This is a genomic window from Candidatus Dadabacteria bacterium (genome assembly GCA_009840385.1).
Lineage (GTDB): Bacteria > Desulfobacterota_D > UBA1144 > Nemesobacterales > Nemesobacteraceae > Nemesobacter > Nemesobacter australis.
This window is the reverse complement of sequence record VXNX01000013.1, coordinates 721,086-735,220: the sequence shown is the minus strand read 5'-3', so window position 1 is coordinate 735,220 and position 14,135 is coordinate 721,086. Positions and strand designations below refer to the sequence as shown.

12 protein-coding genes are annotated in these 14,135 nt (G+C 49.8%); 5 read left to right on the top strand and 7 right to left on the bottom strand.

What is annotated here, in order from left to right:
• Window positions 1-244: 244 nt before the first annotated feature.
• From F4X55_07890 to msrB, 3 genes are all read right to left on the bottom strand, one after another.
• Complete coding sequence (locus F4X55_07890) at window positions 245-424, bottom strand: hypothetical protein (protein ID MYC40909.1); 180 nt, start codon at window positions 422-424, stop codon at window positions 245-247.
• A gap of 20 nt (window positions 425-444) precedes the next feature.
• Window positions 445-1,311 carry a trypsin-like peptidase domain-containing protein gene (locus F4X55_07885; protein ID MYC40908.1) on the bottom strand — a complete coding sequence of 289 codons (867 nt, stop codon included), beginning with the start codon at window positions 1,309-1,311 and terminating at the stop codon, window positions 445-447.
• A 109-nt stretch (window positions 1,312-1,420) separates the two neighbouring features.
• Window positions 1,421-1,912, bottom strand: a complete 492-nt coding sequence (gene msrB / locus F4X55_07880) for a peptide-methionine (R)-S-oxide reductase MsrB (protein MYC40907.1) — start codon at window positions 1,910-1,912, stop codon at window positions 1,421-1,423.
• Window positions 1,913-2,031: 119 nt separating this feature from the next.
• Here msrB and F4X55_07875 point away from each other — a divergent pair, with 119 nt between their 5' ends.
• Window positions 2,032-3,426 (top strand): aldehyde dehydrogenase family protein, encoded by a 1,395-nt coding sequence (locus F4X55_07875; protein MYC40906.1) that lies wholly within the window; start codon window positions 2,032-2,034, stop codon window positions 3,424-3,426.
• A 71-nt stretch (window positions 3,427-3,497) separates the two neighbouring features.
• Here the strand turns inward: F4X55_07875 and F4X55_07870 are convergent, their stop codons facing one another.
• Window positions 3,498-6,038 carry a TonB-dependent receptor gene (locus F4X55_07870; protein MYC40905.1) on the bottom strand — a complete coding sequence of 847 codons (2,541 nt, stop codon included), beginning with the start codon at window positions 6,036-6,038 and terminating at the stop codon, window positions 3,498-3,500.
• A gap of 235 nt (window positions 6,039-6,273) precedes the next feature.
• Between F4X55_07870 and lepA the strand changes: the two genes are divergently transcribed.
• The gene (gene lepA / locus F4X55_07865; GenBank protein MYC40904.1) at window positions 6,274-8,070 is read left to right on the top strand and encodes an elongation factor 4; all 1,797 of its coding nucleotides are present in this window, start codon (window positions 6,274-6,276) and stop codon (window positions 8,068-8,070) included.
• Between the two features lie 14 nt (window positions 8,071-8,084).
• On the opposite strand, the gene F4X55_07860 is transcribed toward lepA, so the two are convergent.
• A complete protein-coding gene (locus tag F4X55_07860; protein MYC40903.1) occupies window positions 8,085-9,803 on the bottom strand; it encodes a thiamine pyrophosphate-binding protein in 1,719 nt (572 codons plus the stop codon).
• 129 nt (window positions 9,804-9,932) lie between these two features.
• On the opposite strand from F4X55_07860, the gene F4X55_07855 reads away from it, so the two are divergent.
• On the top strand, window positions 9,933-10,352 hold the full coding sequence (locus tag F4X55_07855; protein MYC40902.1) for an Hsp20/alpha crystallin family protein: 420 nt from the start codon (window positions 9,933-9,935) through the stop codon (window positions 10,350-10,352).
• A 103-nt stretch (window positions 10,353-10,455) separates the two neighbouring features.
• Here the strand turns inward: F4X55_07855 and F4X55_07850 are convergent, their stop codons facing one another.
• A complete protein-coding gene (locus tag F4X55_07850) occupies window positions 10,456-11,562 on the bottom strand; it encodes a hypothetical protein (protein ID MYC40901.1) in 1,107 nt (368 codons plus the stop codon).
• A gap of 391 nt (window positions 11,563-11,953) precedes the next feature.
• Between F4X55_07850 and F4X55_07845 the strand changes: the two genes are divergently transcribed.
• Window positions 11,954-12,928 (top strand): hypothetical protein, encoded by a 975-nt coding sequence (locus F4X55_07845; protein ID MYC40900.1) that lies wholly within the window; start codon window positions 11,954-11,956, stop codon window positions 12,926-12,928.
• A gap of 7 nt (window positions 12,929-12,935) precedes the next feature.
• Window positions 12,936-13,355 carry a YjbQ family protein gene (locus F4X55_07840; protein ID MYC40899.1) on the top strand — a complete coding sequence of 140 codons (420 nt, stop codon included), beginning with the start codon at window positions 12,936-12,938 and terminating at the stop codon, window positions 13,353-13,355.
• 7 nt (window positions 13,356-13,362) lie between these two features.
• Here F4X55_07840 and npdG read toward each other — a convergent pair whose 3' ends face one another.
• Window positions 13,363-14,022, bottom strand: coding sequence for an NADPH-dependent F420 reductase (npdG, locus tag F4X55_07835; protein ID MYC40898.1), 660 nt, complete (start codon window positions 14,020-14,022; stop codon window positions 13,363-13,365).
• Window positions 14,023-14,135: the final 113 nt, after the last annotated feature.

Here is a 14,135-nt window from a genome sequence, read left to right as displayed (position 1 = left end):
CAGCAATACGTAACCTAACAAAGCTTCTATTGGAACCATACCAACCATACCTCCTTATGAGATCATAACCGTTCCTAGCCCCAAGACAGGGGCCGCTAATTATGCTTTTATCATAGATGAGTCTTCAATGTCAAGCATTAAATTAGGGGACTATATACTATGTTATACACTCTTGGAGCGATCCTGGGCGTGGTGCTAGAAACGAGGGAAGGAAGGGTTAAGAGTAGGAAGAACCGACCGTTAATTACTTCTTCGCCAGTTCTTGATTGGAAAACTCGAAAACAAGATCATCCGGTTGTTCAGCTTGTGAAGTAAGTTCTGAGTCCCAGAATTCGTTTCCTTCAAAAGCCGTTATTGGTTTTTCTTCGTCCAAGGATATAGTTGGTTTTGTTTCTGTAATTTTGATTTCTTTAATGTTTTTCATCTCTGTTCTCCTTATCAACGTCAATTCTCAGATAAGTTATACCTGATATTTAAACTGTCTAGAAACTGGATAACAGTTTCTGAGTGTGTTCCTACGCCAACATTAAGAAATTGATGTTCCTTATTCCCCCCTCCCGGAGGAACCGGTGAAAAATCTAAAGGATAATGAACTGTTCTTGATTGTATTGCCCAAATTCTCCCTTCAACGTCAAAAGTAGGACCTCCACTTTGTCCTCTTAAACCAGGAGAAGAAGTTTCTATAAATCGAATTTGGGATGAATTTTTTTCTTTTTGTTCTGTCTCTATAACACGCGTAAATATTCCTTCGATTGGAAAAAGTGGAAAGGGTAATGCTTTAGGTGGAAGAAAAAATCTGTTGTTTTCTTTTTCGTACTCGGCGTCGAACTTGTGAAAAGGGAATCCTAATTTACAGAGAGCTTCTCCTGGGTGGAAATTAACAGTTGGATTTTTAAAAACAGGGTAATCTGATATCTGGTTTTTCTGAAAACCAAGTATCTTCCCAACAGCTAAATCTACTGTACTATTGCCAGAAAAATTTTCGATTTTCCATTCATTGTGTCCCCACCAAATTGAAAATTCTTGAACTGGGTTTTTTGGGCGAGTACCTAAAGCTTGAATTTTTTCTTTTTGTTCTTTTTTGTTGAGTTTGGAGTTTTGTTTAATTTCAGCAACTCTCGAGTCAAAGAGTTTGGAATCTTCTAACCTCCTTGCGTGTTCTATAACATGACTTGCAGTTAGAACCCATCCCTCATCGTTTAAAACTACAAAAGTTGCAATCAGGCTTTCGGTTTTACCGTTTTTTCGGTAAGAAAAAACAACTACTGGAAGGGTATACTTCATGACTGTTTTTAATGCTTTTTGAAACATGATTTCTCCTCCTTAAAAAAACGGTGATTGTACCAGGGATAACCTTGATAAACAAGATTATCTTTAAAAATGGGAACTATATACATTGTTACCCATGGGGGATACGGCATCATTGAGAGGGAATAAAGTCCAAGGCAACAGAGTTTATGCAATACCTAAGTCCGGTCGGAGGGGGGCCGTCCCTGAAAACATGCCCCAAGTGCTCCCCGCATTTGCTTGACACCACTTCGAAGCGTCTGAGTCCGAAGGAATTATCGGGAACTATCCTCACAGCATCCTCGCTTATGGGCTTCCAGAAACTCGGCCATCCGGTCCTTGAATCATATTTATGTTCGGAGGAAAAAACGGGCTGTCCGCAGCCCGCGGTCACGTATACCCCTTTTTCCTTGTTGTAAAGCAGGTCCCCCGAGAAAGGAGCTTCCGTGCCTTTTTTCCAGAGCACTTTGTACTCAAGTGGCGAAAGCTTCTTTTTCCACTGCTCGGTTGTGAGCCCCATTATCCCTTCGGGCGGCTTCTTCTCAGCCTGCTCGCCTCCCGCAGGCGAAAACGGCGAAAAAACAAGCGCCGCAACCGCAAGGATAATCAAGAATATTCCGCGCATAATCATGAAGATGACCTCTTGTTTCTCAATATAAACATCCGTGCTGTCCATGTAAAGTGTCTTAAAATCAGGTATCTAAAAACAAAACGCCCGCGCGAAGCGCTATGGAGGTAACAAGCATGCCGAAAACACTTGATGTCCTCGGAGCCTACGACGAAAAACTCATAAGAAAAATTCCCGTGACCGGAAAAAGGGAGATGCAGAAAGCACTCTCCACAGCTAGGGCTCTTGCCGATGACCCGTCAGGGAGAATTCCCCTTCCGAAAAGAATAGAGATCCTCGAGCGAACGAGGTTGTTTGTCGAGAGAAACTACGACCGCATCGTAGCGGATGCCGCCGCGGAGGGCGGAAAACCCCTCATTGATACCAGAGCCGAGATCACAAGAGCCATAAACGGAATAAAGGTGGCGATTGAGTCCCTTTCTGCCCTGGGGGGAGAGGAAATACCTATGGGCTCAAACGCGGCTTCGCTTAACAGGATGGCCTTTACCATCAGGGAACCGATAGGGGTTGTGGTGGCCATCTCAGCCTTTAACCATCCCTTCAATCTCGCCGTTCACCAGGTAATACCCGCGGTGGCCGTCGGCTGCCCAGTAATCATAAAGCCCGCGCTCAACACTCCCCTCTCCTGCCTTAACCTTCTTGAAGCCCTTTACGAAAGCGGCCTCCCGGAACAATGGGCCCGAGCAGTTGTAGTGGACGATACGCTCGCGGAAGCGCTGGCCACCGACAAAAGGGTCGACTACCTTACGTTCATAGGCTCCGCGAAAGTGGGATGGCATCTGAGGTCAAAACTCGCGCCTGGAGCAAGATGCGCCCTTGAGCACGGAGGTGCGGCTCCCGTGATAGTTGAGCGCGACGCCGACATGGCCGACATGCTCCCTCTCCTAGCAAAAGGCGGATTCTATCACGCAGGACAGGTCTGCGTTTCCGTGCAGAGGGTTTTCGCGCAGAGTTCGGTAGTTAAAAAGGTCGCCGAAGGACTAAAAAAACTCGCCCTTGAGGCAAAAGTCGGAGACCCGATGAGCGAAGAAACGCAGATAGGCCCTCTCATAAGTCCGAGGGAGGTCTCAAGAGTCCATACCTGGGTAAAAGAGGCCTTGAGGAAAAACGGGAAGCTTCTTTGCGGAGGCAGAAAAATCGGAAAGACCTGCTATGAACCGACTGTAATCCTTAATCCGTCGCAAGACTGCAGACTCTCGCGTAGTGAGATCTTCGGACCCGTTATAGCCGTCTACTCTTACGAAAAAATGGAAGAGGCCATAGAGCTCGCGAACAGTCTCCCCTACTCGTTTCAGGCGTCGGTGTTCACTAAGAACATCGACAGCGCCCTTGAAGCTGTAAGGAAATTAAAAGCGGCGTCGGTGCTTGTAAACGACCACACCGCGTTTCGGGTCGACTGGATGCCTTTTCGGGGAGCTGGACACTCGGGAATCGGAACGGGAGGAATTCCTTATACGATGCGGGAGATGACCCATGAAAAGCTTATGGTAATAAGATCATCCGCGATATGAGGAAATTGGAAGAAATTCCTGCCGGGATAAGTTATGTCCCGGCAGGAAAATATCGTCTAACTGAAATGTTCTCAGAAGCTGTACTCGTAAGCCAAGTAGTAATAACCGCCGTTAAATCCGAAAGGCGCTGAACGTCGGGAATAAGTGAAAACTCCAGGAGAATTCACTATAGGGGATCCGTCGTGATCGTATATGATACCGCCTCTTGACTGGCCGATCTCGTTTTTGTCGGGTTTTACGTCAAAAAGGTTGTTCGCTCCGATCTTAAACATTCCGACTTTACCCAAGTCCAAGCTAAGATTCGCATCGGTCAGGTACTTTGCTCCGTAAGTCTGGCTTTTTCCACCGTCGAGAACCGTATACTCTCCGTAACGGTGAACAGCAACCAGCAGGGAAGCGAATCCTTTCGAATAAGAGCCGGAAAGGGAGAAACGGTCTTTAGGCTGCCACTCTTCCACGATCGAACGGTCTTGCGCTGTAAAAAGCTCCTCGGGAAGGCCAAGCGGAAGATTCACGTCCGTGATCTCGGTTTCGTTTACCGTTCCGGCCAAAACGATCTTCAAAGTGGAATTGTCGGCAAAGGAATGATCGAAGCTCGCAACCACGTCCACCCCTTTGGTTGTAGTGTCCGCTGCATTCATGAAGAACTGACCCTGCTGTATCCCAATGCTGTCCCTTACCGATTGAGGAATAGCTTCATTGCCCTCGCTAATCCTGCCGCTTAGGATAATGCGGTCGTCAATAAGTATGTAGTAAAAATCGGTTGTAATCGTCAAAGCAGGAAGGGGATTGAACACAAAGCCGGCACTGAAATTCCTTGAGGTTTCTTCTTTAAGTTCCGGAATTCCTATCATTCTTGCCAGATCACTGTCATTACGGAAAGTTCCCACTTCAAATGCATCAAACTCTCCCGTGTCCGGATTGAGATTGAACTGCGTCGAGACGTTATTGAAATAAATCTGCTGCATGGAAGGAGCCCTAAAACCCGTGCTCGCAGAACCGCGCAAGGCAAAAGAATCGGAAAGCGCAGCTCGGGCAGAGAGTTTTCCGTTAAAGGTGTTTCCGAAATCGCTGTAGTTCTCGTAGCGCACCGCAGGACTTAAAAGCAGCATCTCCCCTACGTCAAATTCCGCGTCGGCGTAAGCGGAAAAAGCATCCCTCGTTTCTGAAAGCTCATTGCTGGGTTTGAAACCGGGAAACACCTGTATTCCGGGAGACCCTCTACCTCCGGGACCATCGTAGTCTTCATATGAATACGCTTCACCGGCTTCTATTTCATATTCCTCCCTTCTGTACTCACCTCCCCAAGCGAGATTTCCAAACGTAAAAGGAGTCGTAAAATCAAGATTCACGGTGTGCTGAAAAAGCTTCAACTCTCCCGCGTCGGCAGACAATGGAATTGAGCCGGTGTAATCCACGTCGGAGAGACATTGCTCCGCTTCACCGGTATGACACCTGACCCATGAGGCGTTATGGGAATCAGTGATTTCGAAGGAAAAAGTGTTTCCGCCCACTACATAACTCGCGTCCATTTTGACGCTGTCGGTAAGGTTTCCCTCGAAACCCGCACCGAACGCGATATCATTTATACGGGTGTTGATAAGAGGAAGAAAACCATCCGGGTAATCTGATCCGGCGGGGTTTCTGTCAAGCTGATTTGCCCTTCTGTAAAAACCTCCGCTCTCATTTTCCCTTGTGGACAAGTCAAAGAAGCTGTATACCTCCCCGTCCATAAAATCCACCGGTCCCCTCATGTTGAGCACGAAGCTTACGTGGGTGGAGTCAGCATCACCTACCCGGAACCTGTCCCTGTCAAAAGCGCGCTCGGGGTCGTTCACGCTACTGGCCGAAAGCGTCCGCGGACCGCTCAGGCTTCCGCACGGTGCCGTATTTCCGTTCTCGTCAAGACATTCGCTGCCCGGATACTGAATATCTCCCATGACCCCAGCCCTGTTGGAGGAACTTCTGTCCCTTACTTCAAGCGTAGCGTTCACGACGCTTTCGCCGCCAAGTGAAAAACCCTTGTTTATGCTCGCGACCACGGTTTCTCCGTCTCCTTCGTAAAGTTGTCCCACAGATGCCGCGACCTTACCATCGTAGCCATCCTTAAGGATTATGTTTATAACGCCGGAGATAGCGTCTGAGCCATACTGGGCTGAAGAACCGTCCCTCAGAACTTCGATTCTCTTTATCGCACTTACCGGAATTGTGTTCATGTCAACGCCCGCCGTACCACGTCCGACGGATGTGTTTACATGTATAAGGGCGCTTTTGTGGCGGCGCTTTCCGTTAACCAGCACCAGGACCTGATCAGGTCCCAAGCCCCGAAGCGTAGCGGGACGGAGAGCGTCCGTTCCGTCGCTTATGGTTGAGCTTGAAAAGTTAAAAGACGGTATGAGTTCCTGAATAACCCTGCCTACCTCGGTCTGTCCGGTGGCGACAATTTCCTCTTCGGTTATGACATCAACCGGAACCGGTGAATCCGAAACGCTGCGTTCCTGAAAACGGCTGCCGAGCACCACCAGCTTTTCAAGTTCGTAAGACTGCGCCAAGGGACTTAACAAAGCCGCGAAAAGCAACGCTGTAAGCCCTGTAATAATTCCTTTCTTCATCTTGATCCTCCATAACTCAAACAATGCAGATTTCCGATTATAACACAGAACACAGCATAGTTTAAACCCCTAATATCTACGGGAAAACAAAAAATCTAGGAGTAATTACCGTTCTTTACAAATCCTAAGAAAGACCATCGCGGAGCAAGTGCGGACGATCGGATTTCATTCAGGCGCAATGGGTTTTTCCGGCGTTTGAAACATAAGTACATTGCTTTATACTTTCAGCCTGATCATGGAAACAGACCTAATTCGAAATTTCTCTATAATAGCCCACGTCGATCACGGCAAGTCAACTCTCGCCGACAGGCTCCTTGAGTTCACCGGCACCCTAAGCGAACGCGAGAAAACCGAGCAGTTCCTGGACAACATGGAGATAGAGAGGGAAAGGGGAATAACGATAAAAGCTCAGGCGGTCAGGCTCAAGTACAAGGCTGACGACGGCAGAACATACGAATTCAACCTTATAGACACTCCCGGGCACGTCGATTTCAGCTATGAAGTGTCGCGAAGCCTGATAGCGTGCGAGGGAGCTCTACTGGTCGTTGACGCCTCCCAGGGAGTTGAGGCCCAGACGCTTGCCCACGCCTATCTGGCCGCCGACTCCGGGCTTGAACTCGTCCCCGTCGTAAACAAAATAGACCTGCCTTCCGCAGAACCCGACAGGGTGAAAAAAGAGATAGAGGACATAGTCGGAATCTCCACAGAAGATGCCGTTTTGGCAAGTGCCAAGGAAGGAACCGGCACTAAGGAAATACTGGAATCGATCGTGGCGCTCATACCACCCCCGAAAAGCCCCGAGGACTCAAGGCTCAAGGCGCTCATATTCGACAGCTGGTTCGATTCGTACCAAGGCGTCGTGATGCTGGTAAGGATATACGAAGGAACCGTAAGACTCGGCATGAACATCAAGCTAATGGCAACCGGCAAGAAATACGAAGTCAGGAAAATAGGCACGTTCGCTCCGCAGGCAACGGAACTTGAGCAGCTAGGAGCGGGACAGGTCGGATTCATAACTGCCTCGATAAAGGAAATCGGCGAAGCGGGGGTCGGGGACACAATAACGGCGGCCGATTCCCCCACTGAAAAGCCCCTTGAAGGATTCAAGGTCATAAAGCCCATGGTCTTCAGCGGACTCTACCCGATCGACACGGGAGATTACGACAAACTGAAAGAGGGACTCGAAAAACTCAAGCTAAATGACTCGTCTCTCGTTTACGAACCGGAGACATCGCTTGCGCTCGGATTCGGATTCCGCTGCGGTTTTCTTGGACTTCTCCATATGGAGATCGTGCGGGAGAGAGTGGAGAGGGAATTCGAAGTAAATCTCATAACGACCGCCCCCACGGTCATTTACAGGGCCATTTATCCGGGAGGAAGGGAAGTGTATGTCGACAACCCCAGCGAACTTCCGACCGGAGACCGTTCCGCCCGACTCCAGGAACCTTACGTGTTCGTGTCCGTTCATACCCCTTCGGACTATCTTGGACAGATATTCGAGCTTTGTGAAAAAAGAAGGGGAATACAGAAAAATCTGAGCTACGTGACCGAAAACAGGGCCATAATCGAGTACGAACTCCCGCTTGCGGAAATAGTCTACGATTTCTACGACACTCTAAAATCCGTCACCAAGGGGTATGCCTCGATGGACTACGAACCCGCGGGATACAAGGACTCGAACCTCATAAAGCTTGATATCCTCGTTAACGGAAACCCGGTTGACGCGCTCTCGATAATTTCCCACAAGGACAAGGCATACGAGAGGGGGAGGGAACTTATAGTGAAGCTCCGCTCGCTAATTCCCCGCCAGCTCTACGAGGTGGTCATACAGGCGACGATCGGAAGCCGGGTGATAGCCCGCGAATCGGTAAAGGCGATGAGAAAAGACGTTACCTCCAAGTGCTACGGTGGAGACGTCACCAGGAAAAGGAAGCTTCTTGAAAAACAGAAAGAGGGAAAAAAGAGGATGAAGCAGGTAGGCAGGGTGGAGATACCGCAGGAAGCTTTTCTGGCCGTGTTAAAAAACGACTGAAGGTAAAAACGGCTTCAGTCCATCGCCCTCATCATCATCTCCGTGATCACACGCGTGGCGCCGCTCACAGCGTCCGGATCTGTTCTCACGTTAAGAACCGCCGGAAGCCCCGAAGAAAAGGCCCTTTCCAATGCTGGGGTCAGGTCTTTTATGTTTTCTATCTTCTCTCCGTACCCGCCCATCGCTTTTATTATTTCGTGAAAATCCACAAAACCGAGATCCACGCCCTGGGTCGCTCCCGCATCCGGATAGGTTATCTCTATCTGGTGCTTGGTCATTCCCCACGCGGAATCGTTGCAGACCACAGCTACAAACGGGATGGAGTGTCTCACGGCGGTTTCCATCTCCATGAAGTTCATGGCCACGGCTCCGTCCCCGGTCACAAGAGCCACGGGCTTTTCGGGAAAGGCCACCTTTGCCCCGAGGGCGAAAGGAACTCCGACGCCCATGCACCCGAGCGGGCCTCCCTTTAAGTAATGTCCAGGTTTTCTCACTTCGGATGAAAGGTCGGTCCATGACTGGCAGTCCCCGCCATCAACCGCGATTACCCCTTCTCCCCCAAGGTAGTCAGAAACAGTTTTTGCTACCGCGGCCGGGTGGATTCCTTTCGATTTGGAAACGGTCCGGCGAAACGCCGCGCGGGCGCGGGACCTTGCGGAGCGGGCCTCCTTCATCCAGGAACTGAAATTGAGACTTGCCTTGTTTTCCCGTGCGTAGAGATTAGCCTTTGCGAGAAAAGAATCGAGATCGCAGACGACCCCGAGATCGGCCGGGCGGTTCCTTCCTATTTCCTCTGGGTTAATATCCACCTGTACCGTTTTGGCATTAGGGTTTATGGTGTTTCCGAACCCGGCATAGATGCTGAGCCTTATGCCGAGGAGGATTACAAGGTCCGTATTCGCGCTTATTTCCCTGAATCCCCCGGGACTTGCCGGGGAAGCGGCCCCGAAGCAACATTTGTGGTTGTCCGGCAGGATGCCTCTTCCCATGTTAAGCGTGAAAAAAGGCGCCCCGAGTCTTTCTGCGAATTCCAAAATACTTTGCTCGGCCCCAGAATACCACCCGCCGCTTCCGACAACCACAACGGGCCTTTTCGAGGCGGAAAGCAACCGGAAAAACTCCGATATCTTGCGCTCAGGCGGTTCGCAGTCCGTATCGGGAACGGGAGCCCTCGCAGGGGAAGCTTCCCTCTCGTCGCAGCTCGGATAGAGAACCTCGTAGGACATTCCAAGGTACACGGGCCCCGGCCTGGCAGAGATTGCGGCTCCGTAGGCGGCCGAGACGTACTCTTCGAGTCTTCCGACTTCGTAAACCGTCCTAGCCCACTTCGTAACGGGTCTTACGATCGCTTCCTGGTCTATTTCCTGAAGGGACATTCTGTCGTTCTCCTCGATCCCCGAACGTCCCGAAATCAGCATCATTGGAGAATTGGCAAGGTAGGAACCCGAAACACCCGTAAGGGCGTTTGTGAGACCGGGGCCCGCCGTCACAAGGCATATCCCCGGCACTCTTCTGAGTCTTCCGTAGGCATCCGCCGCCATTGCGGCTCCCTGCTCATGGTGGGTGTCGACAAGCCTTATGCCGAGATCCGTGCAGGCCCTGTAAACAGGGTTTATGTGTCCCCCTCCCAAGGTAAAGACATCCCTCACTCCCAGGTCGTAAAGAGCTTTGGAAACCAAGTATCCGCCCTGTAGTCTCGCCATGAATGGTTCTCCCGTAATCAAACAAACCATTATTTGGCGGGAAATACAACCCGGAGAAAATAAAAAATTTCTTCCTTGAGTGGCCCCGGATGATGATTAATATGGAACTGTGGAAGGGAAAACGGGGATAAAAAATCCATTTAAACAGAGGTAAAAACAATGAAATATGCGGTAAATCTGTGGGAGCCGGCTAACGTCTTTCGTAATTTCGCAAGCGTCTTCCCAAGGGTTTTTGATTCCGATGCGGCGGAGAGTGGCCGGAGTCCGAGAGTTGATATCTTTGACGACGGAAACAATTTCGTTTTATCGGCGGAATTGCCCGGGGTAAGCAGGGAAGACCTCGACATAGACGTAAAGGACAACCGGCTTATGATAAAGGGAGAAAAAAAGCTTGAGAACAAGACCGAAAAGGAAGGATATCTCAGGGTCGAGAGATCCTACGGAGCGTTTGAGAGAAGTTTTTTTCTTGACGACAACATAGACAGAGAAAACATAAAAGCCGAGTACAAAGACGGCGTCCTGCACCTCACGCTACCGAGAAAGCAGGATGAACCTTCAAAGAAAATAGAGGTGAACTGATCAAAAAAAGGGGGGCGTCAAGCGACGCTCCCCCTTTAATTGTCTAAGCTAAAACACCAATCCGCTCTGCGGAGGTGCCTTAGTCAAAAAACATCTCTAAAAACTAAGACCGAATGTCGTTCCGTCTGCTCACTGCACGGCCTCCGAAAGATACGGTAAAAAGCAATGCAGACACTATCAACAGCAGGTTGAACGCATTATTCCGAGGAGTACTGCTGCTTCCCGCCGCAATTGCACAACCTCCTCCGCTAACAGAAGTGACCTCCTCAGGCTCCATTGGCTCAGGCTCCATGGGTTCAGGCTCCATTGGCTCGGGTTCCATGGGTTCAGGCTCCATTGGCTCGGGTTCCATGGGTTCAGGCTCCATTGGCTCAGGCTCGTCATCCGTAACTATTCGGCATCCCGAAGGCGGGGCACCTGTTTTCGGATAAATACCGGAACCGAAAATAACACCCGGAGAACCCATGGGTGGGTTTATTCCCAAGTACTCAAAGGGATCCACAACGTAGCTAGTTTTCCAGGAGTCACCAGGGGCCTCTCCTGCAATGCGGTTTCCATTCTCATCGCGGTTGTCGTCATTCATTACGGTCGGATCATCCCAGCAATACCGAACAATGCCGGCGTTACTGGGAGTCTCTATCTCGTCAGTAATTTCCTCAAGGACATCTCTTCCGTCCGCGTCCCTGGCATCCAGAGTAGTGCCCTCAACACTTGGCTCTGTTCCATGATAAAGCATCTCTCCTTGATCATTCATAATAAAAAGGTATATGGAGCCCGACTTCCAATATCCGTCTGCTCTACCAAACACCTCATGGAAAGGTTGTTCAAGGTCGCAAACATCCTCTAAGGCTATACTAGAAAATTGAGGTATGAAACCCTTTATCTGGGACGTAGGAAGGCCTGGAAGAAGGGCATTAATCGTTTGCCCATCAAACGTGCCAAATCCCGGAACAGTAATTGTATGACCGGTAAAGTCACAGTGATGCTTCATGATAAAGTCTATGTAATAGGCATCGACCGCCTCTTTTACAAACTGTTCAAGCTGCGCTTCGGTTTCTACTTGATCCGCCGTTATACTAGGTTCTTCGTCATGGGTGGCATGCACAAAATCCGCAGTACCGAAAAAGACAACAGCAAGTGCCAGCAAACATGAAAAAAGGCCCGCAAGCATCGCGGTCTTAAAAGCTGTGTTTCTCATTAAGATTTTCATTATATCCTCCTTATTGATTCAGTCAGGTTAAACTCTAGGAACCCATGCTCTCGCCGGGTCACCTATAGAATTTATTTTCCAATTAAAACAAAAAAACAAAAGGACTGTCAAGTACTAAACAAAACAAAACTGCGTGTAAACCCCTCTGGGTTGCGGCCATGATAATTTGACCCGTAAGTCTTCCGTGGCGAAAAGACCTTTCCGCTTTCAAATAACGACCGGGAAAACCGGTGACCTCGGCCGTTTTTTGTCCCGAGATATTTGTCTTCAGGCAATCTGATTTCAGGCCGAGCACGTTATCGGCCGCCGCCAAGCAATTGATCCATGAAGTCTGCGAGGCCGGGACGGATCGCTTGTTATGAAGAAGAAACTAAAGTAAATTTTCTTCCGTATGCTGGAGATCAATTCTAGCTCTGAAATAAAGCTTTCCGGCACCGATATATACTTTGACTCAAAACGGGCCGTGCCGCTTTCTTTTGTTTCAAGCGCAAACTTCAACAAACTTCCCCGAAGCGAAAAAATCATAGCTACGCCCGAAACGATAAAGCTTCTGGGGAAAAAAATTAAAGACTCCGCGGCTCTTTCTTCCCCTTACGGAAAACCTTTCACTCTGGGCAGCTACTCGATTGAGCTTATCCCATCGGGACAGATGCTCGGGGCGGCGCAGGTAGTCGTCGAAAAAGACGGGAAGAGAATCGTTTACGCGGGCGGTTTCAAGCTTAAAAATACCGCCACTGCGGGTTACGCGGAACTCAGAAGATGCGACACGTTGGTTGTCGACTGCGCTTACGGAGCGCCGAAGTTCATTTTCCCTCCGCCCGAAGTAGTAATGGAATCCATATTCGAATTTGTAAACAGGACGCTGTTTGAGGACAAGATACCGGTAATCCTGTTAAACCCGATGGGAAAAGCACAGGACCTGATAATTTTTCTCGGGGAAAGGGACATTGAATTGAGCCTCCACCCCGCGATGGCCAAGACGCTCAGGCTCTATGAAGAACTCGGGGTGAAGATTCCGCCCTATGGGGGCATAAAAAGAAAGCATTTTAAAAACAATGTCATGATAGCCCCTCTTTCCTACAGGGGCTCAGCGGTCATCGAGAACCTTCAAAGAAAGAAGGTTGCGGTGATAAGCGGCCGCTCAATGGAAAACGGAACGTTTATTAGATCGGCTCTGCGGGCCGAGGTGGCGTTTCCCTTAAGCAACCACTTCGGATACGATGAGATCTCAGAGTATCTCGGCGTTTCGAGGCCCGAGAACGTGATCATAAGGGGAAACTTCGGCGACAGCTTCACGGAGGGACTCAAGAAGGACGGGTGGAACATAACTGCGTTTAAAAAACCGCGCCAGCTGGCGCTTTTCTGAGGACAAGATGCCGGTAGAAACGAAATCATTCACGATAAGCACCCAAGGCGACTGCGACATACTGGACATAACTCCTCACGTGAGCCGTGAGCTTTCCAAGGCTGAACTATCTTCGGGCACGGCCACGGTCTTTGTCGCCGGCTCGACCTGTGCCGTAACAACCATAGAGTACGAAAGCGGTGTACTCTCCGATCTTAAAGACGCATTTGAAAGAATGGCGCCAGAGGGCATGCCCTACGCGCACAACGCCAGATGGGGCGACGGAAACGGACACTCGCACGTAAGGGCCTCGGTGCTTGGACCCTCGCTTACAGTTCCGTTTTCAGAGGGCAACCCCCTGCTCGGCACTTGGCAGCAGATAGTGCTCGTTGACTTCGATAACCGCCCCAGAACTAGAAGGGTAATCATCCAGATTATCGGAGAATGACCGCGCCTTAGACGAACTTGACCGAAAAATGCGAGGGCTTGTACCTTACGTTAAGGTTAACGATAAGAGGAGTAAGCGACTCTATCATCGAGGAGATCTCTAGCGGACCCGCATCAAGCACCCTGAGATTCTTCATTTCCTCGGTAAGATTCTTGACCACTTCTTTTGCCCCCTCGTCATCCCCGCATATGACCACGTCATAATCAAGATCCTCGTCTATTTTGGCAAGCTCATTTGCGGGAAGATTGTGATAAGCGGACACAAGTCTCGCCGTTTCGGGAAGCGCATCCTTTATCTCAAGAGCCGAAGAACCCTGGGCGGGAGGATCGAACAGAAAAGTCTTGCCTTCCCTTTTCATCGAGACTACCGGGGTTACGACTATCTGATCCGTGATGCTGTCTCCGCATCCCGCTACAGTGGCCGCCGCATACTCGGGCGGAATGCTTATTATTATTATCTCGGAAGCCGCCGCGGCGTCCGCGTTGGCCATACCGTGTATGTTCGATTCTATGCCGAGTCCATCAAGCGTTTCCGCGTGACCCGCGGCTATGCCGAGCGCTTTTTCCTCGCTTCTAGAACCTATGTAGATTTCATGCCCAGCTCTCGACCACCGCAAAACCAGACCTTCCGCTATGTCTCCCGTTCCACCCAGAAGTGAAATTTTCATTTTTCAACGTCTCCTTGCATAAAAATTTTCCAGAACATCTATCCTATATGCCCGCAGAGCGTTTTTCAAGCGAGGCAAAAACCGCTATGTCGGGAATAGCAGAATTCAGCTCG

Coding starts and splice junctions, on each gene's coding strand:
- F4X55_07890 (MYC40909.1), bottom strand. CDS start 424: ATGAAAAACATTAAAGAAATCAAAATTACAGAAACAAAACCAACTATA.
- F4X55_07885 (MYC40908.1), bottom strand. CDS start 1,311: ATGTTTCAAAAAGCATTAAAAACAGTCATGAAGTATACCCTTCCAGTA.
- msrB (MYC40907.1), bottom strand. CDS start 1,912: ATGCGCGGAATATTCTTGATTATCCTTGCGGTTGCGGCGCTTGTTTTT.
- F4X55_07875 (MYC40906.1), top strand. CDS start 2,032: ATGCCGAAAACACTTGATGTCCTCGGAGCCTACGACGAAAAACTCATA.
- F4X55_07870 (MYC40905.1), bottom strand. CDS start 6,038: ATGAAGAAAGGAATTATTACAGGGCTTACAGCGTTGCTTTTCGCGGCT.
- lepA (MYC40904.1), top strand. CDS start 6,274: ATGGAAACAGACCTAATTCGAAATTTCTCTATAATAGCCCACGTCGAT.
- F4X55_07860 (MYC40903.1), bottom strand. CDS start 9,803: ATGGTTTGTTTGATTACGGGAGAACCATTCATGGCGAGACTACAGGGC.
- F4X55_07855 (MYC40902.1), top strand. CDS start 9,933: ATGAAATATGCGGTAAATCTGTGGGAGCCGGCTAACGTCTTTCGTAAT.
- F4X55_07850 (MYC40901.1), bottom strand. CDS start 11,562: ATGAAAATCTTAATGAGAAACACAGCTTTTAAGACCGCGATGCTTGCG.
- F4X55_07845 (MYC40900.1), top strand. CDS start 11,954: ATGCTGGAGATCAATTCTAGCTCTGAAATAAAGCTTTCCGGCACCGAT.
- F4X55_07840 (MYC40899.1), top strand. CDS start 12,936: ATGCCGGTAGAAACGAAATCATTCACGATAAGCACCCAAGGCGACTGC.
- npdG (MYC40898.1), bottom strand. CDS start 14,022: ATGAAAATTTCACTTCTGGGTGGAACGGGAGACATAGCGGAAGGTCTG.